11 protein-coding genes are annotated in these 13353 nt (G+C 74.4%); all 11 read left to right on the forward strand.

Going from position 1 to position 13353, the window contains the following annotated elements; genetic code table 11:
* The first annotated feature begins 4 nt into the window (after positions 1–4).
* The 11 genes from KOV94_RS08035 to KOV94_RS08085 all read left to right on the forward strand — a co-directional run bounded on the left by KOV94_RS08035 (position 5) and on the right by KOV94_RS08085 (position 13303).
* On the forward strand, positions 5–652 hold the full coding sequence (locus KOV94_RS08035; RefSeq protein ID WP_308160438.1) for a nucleoside triphosphate pyrophosphohydrolase: 648 nt from the start codon (positions 5–7) through the stop codon (positions 650–652).
* 238 nt (positions 653–890) lie between these two features.
* Positions 891–2453: a Re/Si-specific NAD(P)(+) transhydrogenase subunit alpha gene (locus KOV94_RS08040; protein WP_218051762.1), complete on the forward strand. Its 1563-nt coding sequence runs from the start codon at positions 891–893 to the stop codon at positions 2451–2453.
* Positions 2453–3838 (forward strand): Re/Si-specific NAD(P)(+) transhydrogenase subunit beta, encoded by a 1386-nt coding sequence (gene pntB, locus KOV94_RS08045; RefSeq protein ID WP_124341017.1) that lies wholly within the window; start codon positions 2453–2455, stop codon positions 3836–3838. The genes KOV94_RS08040 and pntB overlap by 1 nt, the downstream gene beginning before the upstream one ends.
* 133 nt (positions 3839–3971) lie before the next feature.
* Positions 3972–6005 (forward strand): endo-1,4-beta-xylanase, encoded by a 2034-nt coding sequence (locus tag KOV94_RS08050; RefSeq protein WP_218051763.1) that lies wholly within the window; start codon positions 3972–3974, stop codon positions 6003–6005.
* 156 nt (positions 6006–6161) lie between these two features.
* Entirely contained in the window at positions 6162–7445 is a 1284-nt protein-coding gene (gene eno / locus KOV94_RS08055) for a phosphopyruvate hydratase (protein WP_124341015.1), read from the forward strand.
* Positions 7446–7868: 423 nt separating this feature from the next.
* Complete coding sequence (locus KOV94_RS08060; RefSeq protein ID WP_124341799.1) at positions 7869–8345, forward strand: FtsB family cell division protein; 477 nt, start codon at positions 7869–7871, stop codon at positions 8343–8345.
* 113 nt (positions 8346–8458) lie between these two features.
* Positions 8459–8962 carry a DUF501 domain-containing protein gene (locus KOV94_RS08065; protein ID WP_124341800.1) on the forward strand — a complete coding sequence of 168 codons (504 nt, stop codon included), beginning with the start codon at positions 8459–8461 and terminating at the stop codon, positions 8960–8962.
* 96 nt (positions 8963–9058) lie between these two features.
* Positions 9059–10012, forward strand: coding sequence for a Ppx/GppA phosphatase family protein (locus tag KOV94_RS08070; protein ID WP_308160439.1), 954 nt, complete (start codon positions 9059–9061; stop codon positions 10010–10012).
* Between the two features lie 158 nt (positions 10013–10170).
* The gene (locus tag KOV94_RS08075) at positions 10171–10527 is read left to right on the forward strand and encodes a PadR family transcriptional regulator (RefSeq protein ID WP_124341802.1); all 357 of its coding nucleotides are present in this window, start codon (positions 10171–10173) and stop codon (positions 10525–10527) included.
* Positions 10524–11705, forward strand: coding sequence for a hypothetical protein (locus KOV94_RS08080; protein ID WP_124341803.1), 1182 nt, complete (start codon positions 10524–10526; stop codon positions 11703–11705). The genes KOV94_RS08075 and KOV94_RS08080 overlap by 4 nt, the downstream gene beginning before the upstream one ends.
* 92 nt (positions 11706–11797) lie before the next feature.
* Positions 11798–13303 carry a GH1 family beta-glucosidase gene (locus tag KOV94_RS08085; protein ID WP_308160440.1) on the forward strand — a complete coding sequence of 502 codons (1506 nt, stop codon included), beginning with the start codon at positions 11798–11800 and terminating at the stop codon, positions 13301–13303.
* The last annotated feature ends 50 nt before the right edge of the window (positions 13304–13353 follow it).

Below are 13353 nucleotides of genomic sequence, written 5' to 3' on the forward strand. Positions count from 1 at the left end.
CGACGTGAGCGCCCGGTCGGGCCCGCACGACGACGCGCTCACGCAGCTGGTCGCCGTCATGGACCGGCTGCGGTCGCCCGGCGGCTGCCCGTGGGACGCGCAGCAGACGCACCGCTCGCTCGTCCCGTACGCGCTCGAGGAGGCCGCCGAGCTCGCCGAGGCCGTCGAGGCCGACGATCGCGCCGGGCTGCGCGAGGAGCTCGGCGACCTGCTGCTGCAGGTCGTCTTCCACGCGCGGATCGCGCAGGAGGACCCCGACGACCCGTTCGACGTGCAGGACGTCGCAGGGGACCTGGTCGCGAAGCTCGTCCGGCGGCACCCGCACGTGTTCGGCGACGCCGAGGCGGTCCACGACGAGGAGGGGCAGCACGTCGCGTGGGACCGCGCCAAGCGGGCGGAGAAGCAGCGCGCGTCGGTCTTCGACGGCGTGCCCCTCGGGCTCGGGGCGCTCGCGCGGGCGCAGAAGCTCGTCTCGCGGGCGGAGCGTGCGGGCCACGACGTGTCCGTACCGGCGGCGGCGCCCGACGCACCGCTCGGCGACCGGCTGCTCGCGCTCGTCGCCGAGGCGCGCGCGGCGAACCTCGACGCGGAGGGCGAGCTGCGCCGCACGACGGCCGCGTGGGAGCAGGGCCACCGTGCGGCGGGCCTCTGACCCCGCGGGCCGCCTGGCGTGGAGCGTCTGTCGCGCTCCGCGCGACACCTCCTCCACGCGAGCGGCGTCCGGAGGGCGCAGGCCGCGCGCCCGCGCTGCCACCTGCGCGGCCGGGGCATGCTGGCAGAAGGATCGGGTTCCTTCCCGGACGAAGGTCTCCTACCGGAAGGCGCTTTCCCAGGTACGCTCTGCACCGTGACCGGGCACGACCCGGCCGCCCAGACCGACGGAGGTACGTGTGACGACCATCGGGGTGCCGCGCGAGGCGCGACCCGGCGAGCGGCTGGTGGCCGCGACGCCCAAGACCGTCGCCCAGCTGCGCGCGCTCGGCTACGACGTGCTCGTCGAGCACGGTGCCGGCGCAGGCGCGACGTTCGACGACGCCGCCTACGAGGCCGCGGGCGCGACGACGGTCGACGCCGCGCAGGCGTGGGGAGCGGACGTCGTCACCGCGGTGGGCGCCCCGGACGCGGAGCAGGTCGCCGGGCTGCGGCCCGACGCGGTCCTGGTCGCGATGCTCAACCCCGGCGGCCGGGCCGACCTCGTCGACGCGCTCACCGCGCGCGGCGTCACGGCCCTGTCGCTCGACGCCGTGCCGCGCATCTCGCGCGCGCAGAGCCTCGACGTGCTCTCGACGCTCTCGAACGTCGCCGGCTACCGGGCCGTCGTCGAGGCCGCGCAGGAGTACGGCGGCATGTTCGCCGGGCAGGTCACGGCCGCGGGCAAGACGCCGCCCGCGAAGGTCTTCGTCATCGGCGCGGGCGTCGCGGGCCTCGCGGCGATCGGTGCCGCGGACAGCCTGGGTGCCCAGGTGCGCGCGTTCGACGTCCGGCCCGAGGTCGGCGAGCAGATCGAGTCGATGGGCGCGACGTTCGTGCGGGCCGAGTCCGCGCAGCAGCAGGTGAGCGCGGACGGGTACGCCTCCGCGCTGACGCAGGACCAGGAGGCCGCGACCGCTGCGGTGTACGCCGCCGAGACGGCCGGCGCCGACGTCGTCATCACCACGGCGCTCGTGCGCGGCACCGCGCCGCGGACGATCACCGCGGCGATGGTCGCCGGGATGCGGCCGGGCAGCGTGATCGTCGACCTGGCGGCGTCGGGCGGTGGCAACTGCGAGCTCACGGTGCCGGGAGAGCGGGTCGTCACGGAGAACGGCGTCGTGATCCTCGGCTGGACCGACCTCGCGGGGCGGCTCCCGCAGCACACGTCGCAGCTGTTCGGCACCAACGTCGTGCACCTGCTCCAGCTCCTCACGCCCGGCAAGGACGGCGAGCTCGTCCTCGACCTCGACGACCCGGTCCAACGCGGCATGACCGTCACGCGCGCGGGCGAGGTGCTGTGGCCGCCGCCGCCCGTCGCCGTGTCGGCCGCGATGCCGCCGCCCGCCGACACCGCGCCGAGCCTCGAGGAGATCGCCGCCGCCGAGGCTGCCGCGCACGCGCTCGCCGAGCGCCGCACGCAGCGCCGGACGGTGACCTTCGCGCTCGCGGCCGTGCTCGTCGCGCTCGCGGTCTCGTTCGCGCCCGCCGCGTTCCTCGGCCACTTCACGGTGTTCGTGCTCGCCGTGTTCGTCGGCTACTACGTCATCTCGAACGTCAGCCACTCGCTGCACACGCCGCTCATGGCCCAGACCAACGCGATCTCCGGGATCATCCTCGTCGGCGCCCTGCTGCAGATCGGGTCCGACGACTGGGTCGTCACGGTCCTCGCGTGCGTCGCAGCAGCCGTCGCGAGCGTCAACATCTTCGGCGGGTTCCTCGTGGCGAACCGCATGATCCGCATGTTCCGGAAGGACGCCTGATGTCCCTCACGTCCGTCGCGCAGGCGGTCTACCTCGTCGCCGCGGTGCTGTTCATCCTGTCGCTGGCCGGGCTGTCCCGGCAGGAGACGGCACGCCGCGGGAACCTGTCCGGGATGGCCGGGATGGGCCTCGCGCTCGCCGCGACGGTCGCGCTCGCGCTCGACGGCAGCGAGCGGGAGGTCGGTGTCACCGCGGCGCTCATCGCGGCCGTGCTGCTCGTGGGCCTCACGGTCGGCACGTGGCAGGCGCGCCGCGTCGAGATGACGCAGATGCCCGAGCTCATCGCGATCCTGCACAGCTTCGTCGGTCTCGCCGCGGTGCTGGTCGGGTTCAACTCGTACCTCACCGAGCCCGCCGACCCCGTGCACCTCGTCGAGGTGTTCCTCGGCGTCCTCATCGGTGCGGTGACGTTCACCGGCTCGGTCGTCGCCTACCTCAAGCTCTCGGCGAGGATCGCGTCGGCTCCGCTCATGCTGCCGCGCCGGAACACGCTGAACCTCGTCGCGCTCGTCGTCAGCGCGGGCCTGGGCGGGTGGTTCGTCGCGGCGCCGTCCATCGTGCCGCTGCTGCTCATGACCGTCGTCGCGCTCGCGCTCGGCTGGCACCTGGTCGCGTCGATCGGCGGCGGCGACATGCCCGTCGTCGTGTCGATGCTCAACTCGTACTCCGGGTGGGCCGCGGCGGCCGCGGGCTTCATGCTGAGCAACGACCTGCTCATCGTCACCGGCGCCCTCGTCGGGTCCTCCGGTGCGATCCTCAGCTACATCATGTGCCGGGCGATGAACCGGTCGTTCGTCAGCGTGATCCTCGGCGGGTTCGGGGCCGAGGAGGGCACGGTCGCCGCGGTGGACCGGGACTACGGCGAGCACCGCGAGATGTCCGCTCAGGACGTCGCGGACCTGCTGCGCGACGCCAAGCGCGTCGTCATCACGCCCGGCTACGGCATGGCCGTCGCGAAGGCGCAGTACCCCGTCGCCGAGCTCGTCGCGAAGCTGCGGGCGCGCGGCGTCGAGGTCCGGTTCGGCGTGCATCCCGTCGCCGGACGGCTGCCCGGGCACATGAACGTGCTGCTCGCCGAGGCCAAGGTGCCCTACGACATCGTGCTCGAGATGGACGAGATCAACGACGACTTCGGCGACACCGACGTCGTGCTCGTCATCGGCGCCAACGACACCGTCAACCCGGCGGCGCTCGACGACCCCGGCTCGCCGATCGCCGGCATGCCCGTGCTCGAGGTGTGGCACGCCAAGCAGGTCGTCGTCTTCAAGCGCTCGATGGCCACCGGGTACGCGGGCGTGCAGAACCCGCTGTTCTTCCGCGACAACACCGCGATGCTCTTCGGCGACGCCAAGGAGCAGACGGAGAAGATCGTCCACGCCGTCTGACCGGCCGACGGCACGTCCCCGCGCCCACCTGCGGGGACGTGCCGTCGAAACGCTTCACACCTGGACCGCCGACCCGCCCGCTCCGTAGCGTCACGCGCGCCCCCGCCGCCTGTCGCGAAGGAGCTCCCCGCTCATGCCCCACCCCGGCGCCCGCACGCCGCTGCGCACCGCGACCGTCCTGGTCGCCGCGCTCGCGCTCGTCCTCACCGGTGTGCTCGCCGCGCTCCGCGCCCAGCCCGCGGCGGCGGCCGCGGTCACGGTGCTGAGCGCCGACTTCGAGTCGGGCGCCGCCGGCTGGGCCGGGCGGGGCGCCGCGACCGTCGCGGTCGACGGCACCGACGCCCCGCGCGGGACGCAGAGCCTGCGGGTGACGGGCCGGACGGCGTCGTGGAACGGCGCGACGCGCGACGTCACGGACCTGTTCGAGCCCGGCACGACCTACACGGTCTCGGCGTGGGTGCGGCTGCCCGCGGGATCGTCGGGGACCGCGGGCGTGCGGCTGTCCGCGCAGCGCGACAACCCGAGCGGCACGGCCTACGAGACGATCGCGACGGCCGAGGGCGTCACCTCGGGCTCCTGGTCGCAGGTCACCGGCTCCTACACGCCCGGCCCGTTCGCCACCGCGTCGCTCTACGTCGAGACGACGGGCTCGCTCACGGACCTCCTGCTCGACGACGTCCTCGTCACCAGCACGGCACTCACGCCGGACCTCACGCTGCCGTCACTCAAGCAGACGTGGGCGACGTCGTTCCCGCTCGGTGCGGCCGTCGAGGCACCCGAGACGCTCGGCGCGCGCTCCGACCTGCTGCTGCGGCACTTCGGCCAGGTCACCGCGGGCAACGCGATGAAGCCCGACGCGACCCACCCCGCCGAGGGCACCTGGACGTTCGCGGGTGCCGACCAGATCGTCGACTACGCGGTCGCCCACGACCTGCGCGTCTACGGGCACACCCTCCTGTGGCACCAGCAGACGCCGGCGTGGTTCTTCCAGCGCGCCGACGGGTCCGCGCTCACCACGAGCGCCGAGGACCAGGCGGTCCTGCGGTCGCGGCTGCAGACGCACATCCAGACGCTCGCCGACCACTTCCGCACGACGTACGGCGAGTACGGCACCGCGGGCAACCCGATCTTCGCGTTCGACGTCGTCAACGAGGTCGTCGACGAGAGCCAGCCCGACGGCCTGCGGCGCAGCGAGTGGTACCGCGTGCTGGGCCCGTCGTACATCGCGGACGCGTTCCGCTACGCGCGCGCCGCGTTCGGCCCCGAGGTGCTGCTGTTCATCAACGACTACAACACCGAGTTCTCGAACAAGCGCGCGCCCTACCTGTCGCTCGTGAAGAGCCTGCTCGCGCAGGGCGTGCCCGTCGACGGCGTCGGCCACCAGCTGCACGTCGAGGTCGGGCGGTCGATCTCCGGCATGGAGAACACGATCACGGCCTTCGAGGCGCTGCCCGTGACGCAGGCCGTGACCGAGCTCGACGTGTCGACGTACCGGTCGTCGGGGGAGTCCTGGACCACGCCGCCGCAGTCCCGGCTGGTCGAGCAGGCGTACTACTACCGCGACGTGTTCGCGATGCTGAAGAAGCACGCGCCCTCGCTGACGTCGGTCACGCTGTGGGGGCTCGACGACAGCCGCACGTGGCTGCGGTCGGGCGCCGCGCCGCTGCTCTTCGACGGCACGCTCACGGCCAAGCCCGCCTACTGGGGGCTCGTCGACCCGTCGCGCGTCGAGGGCACGCCGACCCCCACCCCGACGACGCCGACGCCGACGACGCCGACCCCCACACCCACCACGCCGACCCCGACGCCGACGTCGCCCACCCCGACGCCGACGTCCGGCGGAGCGTGCGTCGTCGACTACCAGGTGAGCAGCGCCTGGCCGGGCGGGTTCGTCGGGCAGGTGACCGTCATCAACAACGGCCCCGAGGCCGTCGACGGCTGGACCGTGCGCTGGACGTTCGGCGCGGGCGAGCGCCTGTCCCAGGCGTGGAGCACGACCGCGACGCAGCAGGGCAGCACCGTCACCGCGACCCACCTCTCGTGGAACTCCCGGCTCGCCGCCAGCGGCGGGTCGACGACGTTCGGGTTCATCGGCACGTCGACGGCGACGCCGGCCGCGAACCCGACGGCCGCCAGCCTCGACGGCACGGCATGCGTGGTGCGCTGACCGCAGACGGAGCACCGGCGTTGCGCCGCGCGGGGGACGGGGGCGACCCCTACCCGCGCGGCGCAGCCGTGTCCAAGGCCGGACGTCCCAGCACGGTCCTCCGTGCACCCCACTAGGGTGAGGTCGTAAACCCACCCGCTCGTCGAAGGAGCACCCATGGCCAGCATCGAGGCCGTCGGCGCCCGCGAGATCCTGGACTCGCGCGGCAACCCCACCGTGGAGGTCGAGGTCGCCCTCGACGACGGCACCATCGCCCGCGCTGCCGTGCCCTCGGGTGCGTCGACCGGTGCGTTCGAGGCCGTCGAGCGCCGTGACGGCGACAAGTCCCGCTACCTGGGCAAGGGCGTCGAGGAGGCCGTGAACGCGGTCATCGACGACATCGCCCCCGAGCTCATCGGCTTCGAGGCCACCGAGCAGCGTCTCGTCGACGCCGCGCTCATCGACCTCGACGGCACCCCGAACAAGGGCAAGCTCGGCGCCAACGCGATCCTCGGCGTCTCGCTCGCCGTCGCGAAGGCCGCGGCCGACTCGGCCGACCTGCCGCTGTTCCGCTACATCGGCGGCCCGAACGCGCACGTCCTGCCCGTCCCGATGATGAACATCCTCAACGGTGGGTCGCACGCCGACTCCAACGTCGACATCCAGGAGTTCATGGTCGCCCCGATCGGCGCCACGACGTTCCGCGAGGCGCTCCGGACCGGCACCGAGGTCTACCACTCGCTCAAGTCCGTGCTGAAGTCGAAGGGCCTCGCGACGGGCCTCGGCGACGAGGGCGGCTTCGCGCCGAACCTCGAGTCGAACCGTGCCGCGCTCGACCTCATCCTCGTCGCGATCGAGCAGGCCGGCTTCACGGCCGGCACCGACGTCGCGCTCGCGCTCGACGTCGCGTCGACCGAGTTCTTCAAGGAGGGCGCCTACCAGTTCGAGGGCCGCGCCCACACGCCGGAGGAGATGGTCGCCTACTACGAGCAGCTCGTCCGCGACTACCCGCTGGTCTCCATCGAGGACCCGCTGTCCGAGGACGAGTGGGGCACCTGGTCCCAGCTCGTGGCCGAGGTCGGCGACCGCGTGCAGATCGTCGGCGACGACCTGTTCGTCACCAACCCGGAGCGTCTGGCCAAGGGCATCGAGCTCAAGTCCGCGAACTCGCTGCTGGTCAAGCTCAACCAGATCGGCACGCTCACCGAGACGCTCGACGCGGTGACGCTCGCGCAGCGCAACGGCTTCACGACGATGACCTCGCACCGCTCCGGCGAGACCGAGGACACCACCATCGCCGACCTGTCCGTCGCGACCAACGCCGGCCAGATCAAGACCGGTGCCCCCGCCCGTGGCGAGCGCATCAACAAGTACAACCAGCTGCTCCGCATCGAGGAGGAGCTGGACGACGCCGGTCGCTACGCCGGGCGCTCCGCCTTCCCGCGGTTCCGCCAGGGCTGACCCGACCGGGTCCCGCTCGACGACCGGAGGCCGGTCACCCCACGGGGTGGCCGGCCTCCGGCGTCCCCGCCGGCTCCGCGACCCGCCCGACGCACGTCCGGGCTGGTGGCGTCGCCGCAGGGCACAATCGACGCCATGCCCTCCCCGCGCCGACCCGTGCCGCCGCCGAGCGGCCCGGGTCGACGGACCGGGTCGCCGCGGACGGCTCCGGCGACCCCGGCAGCCGGAACCCCCGCGTCGGGCACCCCCTCCGCACGCCCCGCGAACCGTCCGACGGCCCCGCGCTCCGGCCAGGTGCCGCGCGTCGGATCGCCGCCCAGCGGCTCGCGTCCGGCCGCACGGCCTGGCGCGTCCGCCCGCCCGGCGTCGCGCGGGCCGTCGTCGACGCCGCCGCGCGGCACGCCCCGCGCCGAGCGGGTGCAGGTGCGCCTGCCGCGGCTGTTCACCGTGCGGGTCCTCGTCTTCTCGCTCGTGCTGCTGCTCGCGTTCGTGCTCGTCTACCCGACGCTGCACTCCTACCTCCAGCAGCAGCAGGAGCTCGCGCAGCTCCGTGCGCAGGTCGCCGCGGCCGAGCAGCGCAACGGCGACCTCGAGGCCGAGAAGGGCCGCTGGGACGACCCGGCGTACGTCGCCGCGCAGGCCCGTGAGCGGCTGTCGTTCGTGCTGCCGGGGGAGAAGGCGTTCCGCGTCCTCGACCCCGAGACGGTGCCGGACACACCCGCCGTCGACCCGGGGCCGTCGTCGACCGTGCTCGACGAGAGCGCGACGCAGCCCTGGTACACCTCGGTGTGGCAGTCGGTCGAGATCGCCGGGACGGCACCGAGCCAGGAGCGCGCGCCGACCACCGAGCAGCCCGCGACGCCCGAGGGTGGCGGCCAGGAGCCGGCGCCCACACCGTAGGGACGCGTCGCGGCGTGCCCCTGGCGGTACGGCTGCGGGTCGGCGTCGGGGGAGAATGCGTGCAGCGGGTGCCGCGCCGGCGCCCGGACCCGTCCCCGACCGATCGGACCGTCGTGACCCCGACCGCCGCCACCGCCGTGACCGACCAGGACCTCGTCGTGCTGGCCGAGCAGCTCGGCCGTCCCCCGCGCGGCGTCGTCGGGATCGCCGCGCGCTGCGTCTGCGGGCGCCCGCTCGTCGTGCGCACGGCGCCCCGGCTCGACGACGGCACGCCCTTCCCGACGACGTACTACCTCACGTGCCCGCCCGCGGTCGCGGCCGTGAGCACGCTCGAGGCGTCGGGGCTGATGAAGGACCTCACCGCGCGGCTCGCCGAGGACGAGGAGCTCGCGGCGGCCTACCGGCGCGCCCACGAGGCCTACCTCGCGGACCGCGAGGAGCTCGGGCACGTCGAGGAGATCGCCGGGATCTCGGCGGGGGGCATGCCGACGCGCGTGAAGTGCCTGCACGTCCTCGCGGGGCACGCGCTCGCGGCGGGACCGGGCGTCAACCCGATCGGCGACGAGGTGCTCGACCTGGTCCGCGACGAGTGGCGCCCCGACCGCTGCACCTGCTGACGACGACCGTCGACGTCGCGGGCGACGCATGACACGGACCTCGTGACGCCCTGCGACGGGCGCGAGGACCCGCGCGCCGGATGGGAGGATGTGCCGGTGACGCGTGTGGCTGCCATCGACTGCGGGACCAACTCCATCCGGCTCCTGGTGGCCGACGTCGACCCCGACGCCGGGACGCTGGTCGACCTCGACCGGCGCATGGAGGTCGTGCGGCTCGGCCAGGGCGTCGACCGCACCGGCCGGATCGCCCCCGAGGCGCTCGCGCGCACGCTCGACGCGGCCCGCCGCTACGCGGACGTGTGCGACGACCTGGGGGTCGAGGCCGTCCGGTTCGTCGCGACGTCGGCGTCACGCGACGCCGAGAACCGCGCGGACTTCGTCGACGGCGTGCGCTCCCTGCTGGGCGTCGAGCCGGAGGTCGTCGGGGGCGAGGAGGAGGCCGCGCTGTCGTTCCGCGGTGCGACGGGCGTCCTCGCCGCGACGCACCCCGGGCCGTTCCTCGTGGTCGACCTGGGCGGCGGCTCGACCGAGCTCGTGCTCGGCACGTCGGCGCCCGAGGCCGCGTACTCGATGGACGTCGGCTGCGTCCGGCTGACCGAGCGGCACCTGCTGTCCGACCCGCCGACGGCCCACGAGGTCGCGGGTGCGCGTGCCGACGTCGCCACCGCGCTCGACGTGGCCGCGGGCGTCGTGCCGCTCGGCAAGGCCGTGACGCTCGTCGGCCTCGCCGGGTCGGTGACGACGGTGACCGCGCACGCGCTGGGGCTCGACCGCTACCGGCCGGAGCGCATCGACGGCGCGGTGCTGCCCGTCGACACCGTGCTCGCGGCCTGCGACGACCTGCTGGGGCGGTCCCGTGCGGACCGCGCGGCGCTCGGCTTCATGCACCCCGGCCGCGTCGACGTCATCGGTGCGGGCGCGCTGGTGTGGCACGACGTCGTGACGCGCGTGCGCGACGAGGTGGCCGCGGCGGGCGGTGAGCTCAGCGAGGTCGTGACGTCGGAGCACGACATCCTCGACGGCATCGCCTGGAGCGCCGTCCCCGCCTGATCGGGTTCCCGCGGAGGCCCCAGCACGACACGCTGCGGAATCCCACCGCTAGTGCGCACTGTGTACTAGTGTGCGCCGTGCGGGAGCCTGGAGGGAGGTTCCCGCACCAGACACGACGGCCCCGCGCCACGGGAGCCGTGACGGGACGGAGGCGGCCGATGGACACGACCCAGCTGCTCAAGGGGGTGCTCGACCTCGCGGTGCTCGCGGTCGTCGCCGACGAGGACGGGTACGGGTACGACGTCGTCCGCCGGCTGCGAGCCGCGGGCATCGAGGAGGTCGGCGACGCGTCCGTCTACGGCACGCTCCGCCGCCTGTACTCGTCCGGTGCGCTGACCTCGTACGTGGTCCCGAGCGACGAGGGGCCGCACCGCAAGTACTACGGCATCAACGCGCAGGGCCGGGCGATGCTCGAGGCCCAGCGCAAGGACTGGCAGGAGTTCGCGGGCACCATGGCCCGCCTGCTGGACACGGACGTCCCGGGCGCTGCGCGGGGCCGGAAGGGAACGCGATGAGCACGCAGGCCGTCACCTCGGACGTCGCGCAGTACGCCGCGGCGGTCCGCCAGCACCTCGCGGGACTCACGCCCGAGCAGGTCGAGGACCTGACCGACGACCTCGAGCTCGACCTCCAGGACGCGCTCGACGACGACCGCCGCGTCGGCCACGGCCGCACGCTCGCGGACCTGCTCGGGACGCCCGAGGCGTACGCGACCGACCTGCGCACCGCCGCGGGCCTCGACGCGCCCGCGCCGCAGCGTGCGCGTCGTCCGGTCCGCGACGCGCTCATCTGGCCGGTCCGCCGCGGGCGCGAGCTCGGGCGCCGTGTCCTCGCGACACTCCGGCAGCACGCGTGGTGGTCGCCCGTCGAGTCGTTCGCCCTGTCCCTGCGGCCGGTGTGGTGGGTCGCGCGCGCCTGGGTCGTCTACGTGCTGGTCGTCGCGCTGCTCGTCGGCGGCTATCAGTGGGTCCCGCACACGGCCTGGACGTGGCTGCTGCTCGGGGCCGCCGTGGTCGCGAGCGTGCAGTGGGGACGCGGCTCATGGGTGGCGTCCCGGCGGACCAGGTGGATGCCGCTCGTCGCGAACGCCGTCGCCGTCGTCGCGATCCTGCCCGTCCTGTCGACGCTGCAGAGCGACGTCCGGACCGCCCGCTGGTACCCGACGACCTCCGCGGGGACCGCGGTCGAGTACCGCGACCAGATGGTCGACGGCGTGGTCGTCGACGGCGTCCAGGTGAGCAACCTGTTCGTCTACGACGCCGAGGGCAACCCGCTGAGCGACGTGCAGATCTTCGACGACCGCGGGCGGCCCGTCCGCACGACGTTCGACGAGGGCTGGGAGCCGTGGACGCTCCCGGGCGTCGACGAGCCGTGGCAGTTCGTCGGTGCGACGGCCGAGGACGGTCGGACGCGGTGGAACGTCTACCCGCTGCGCGGCGGCCCGTCGTCGCAGTTCACGTACGACGACGAGGGCGGCCGCATGGTGCTCAGCGTCGGCTCCCGCGCGGGCCTCCCGCCGCTCCCGTTCGCGAAGGCGCCCGCGGTCGACGTGCCCGCGGCGCAGGGCGCGACGTCGTCGGGCGGGACGGTCGTCGCGGACGGTCAGGACGGCGCTGCCGACGCGGGTGCCGACGCCGGGACGCCGTCGCCGCAGCCGACCGGCCCGGTCGTCGGTGAGACGTCCGGCCCCTGACGCACCCACCTCGCGCCGGTCGGCCCGCCGACGGCGTCTCTGGTCCCGCCGGGCTCTGGACGGCGGGTCGTCGCGGCGGGAGCATGCGGGACGTGCCCGATCGCCGCGCCTGCCCGACGTGGACGTCCGCCCGGCCCGTCTCCCGCCGCGACGTCCTGCGGCTCGGCGGGGGAGCGCTCGCGCTCGGCGCGCTCGCCGCCTGCACGCCCGGGTCCGACGGGTCGCCGCCGGTCGTGAGCGCCACGCCGACCTGGACGCCGCCCGCGGAACCGATGCGGCTGCCGGACGGGTTCGTGCTCGGCGCGGCCACGTCAGCGTTCCAGGTCGAGGGCTCGACGACCGCCGACGGCCGCGGCACCTCGATCTGGGACACGTTCGCCGCGCAGCCGGGGAACGTCCGCGGCGGTGCGACGGGCGACCCGGCCGCGGACCACTACCGCCGCTGGGAGCAGGACGTCGACCTCATGGCGGACCTCGGCCTCGACGGGTACCGGTTCTCGGTCGCGTGGCCGCGCATCCAGCCGACGGGCTCGGGGGCGGTGAACCAGGCGGGCGTCGACTTCTACCGGCGCCTCGTCGACCTGCTGCTGGAGCGCGGCATCGAGCCCGCGGTCACGCTGTACCACTGGGACCTGCCGCAGCCGCTGCAGGACCGCGGGGGCTGGGCGGCGCGCGACACGGCGTCGCGGTTCGCCGACTACGCGGCGATCGTCGTCGACGCCCTGCCGGATGTCACGGGCCCGTGGCTGACGATCAACGAGCCGAAGACCACCGCCTACGTCGGCTACGGCAGCGGGTACCACGCGCCGGGCGTCAGCGACGTCGACCAGATGGTGGCGGCCGTCCACCACCAGCTGCTGGGCCACGGGCTCGCGGTGCAGGCGTTCCGCGCGTCGGGCGTGGCCGGGCGGATCGGCATCGCGCTCAACCTGCAGCCCGTCTACGCCGCCGGGGCGGGCGCGGACGACGTGGCCGTGCGCGCGGACGCGGTCGAGAACCGGCTCTTCCTCGACCCCGTCCTGGTCGGCGCCTACCCGGACGACGCGCTCGGCGACCGGCCCGGTCAGATCCCGGCCGACCCGGCCGTCCTGGACGCGCTCGTGCGCGAGGGCGACCTCGCGACGATCAGCGCCCCGCTCGACGTGCTCGCGATCCAGTACTACGGGGTCACTGGCGTCGACAGCGGCGGGCAGAACGTGCAGCTGTACCCGACGTCGGACGCGCCCTGGCAGCAGGTCCACCCCGAAGGGCTCTACGAGACGCTGACCCGCGTCCGCGACGACTACCCCGGCGCGCCGCCGCTCGTGATCACGGAGAACGGCATCCCCGACCGCACGCCCGAGGGTACGACGGACGACCCCGAGCGTGTCGCGTTCCTGCGCGCGCACCTCCAGCAGGTGGCCCGGGCGGTCGACGACGGCGTCGACGTGCGGGCGTACTACGCGTGGTCGCTGCTGGACAACGTCGAGTGGGCCGAGGGGCTGGACCAGCGCTGGGGGCTCGTGCACGTCGACTTCGAGTCGCAGGAGCGCACGCCGAAGGCGAGCGCGCGCTGGTACGCCGACGTCGTCGCGCAGCACGCCGTCCCGCTGGCCTGACCGGCGTCGACGCGGCGCCGCAGCCGCCGGGCGGCAGCCGTGAGACCAGG

The sequence above is a fragment of the Cellulomonas algicola genome (assembly GCF_019024305.1).
GTDB lineage: Bacteria > Actinomycetota > Actinomycetes > Actinomycetales > Cellulomonadaceae > Cellulomonas > Cellulomonas algicola.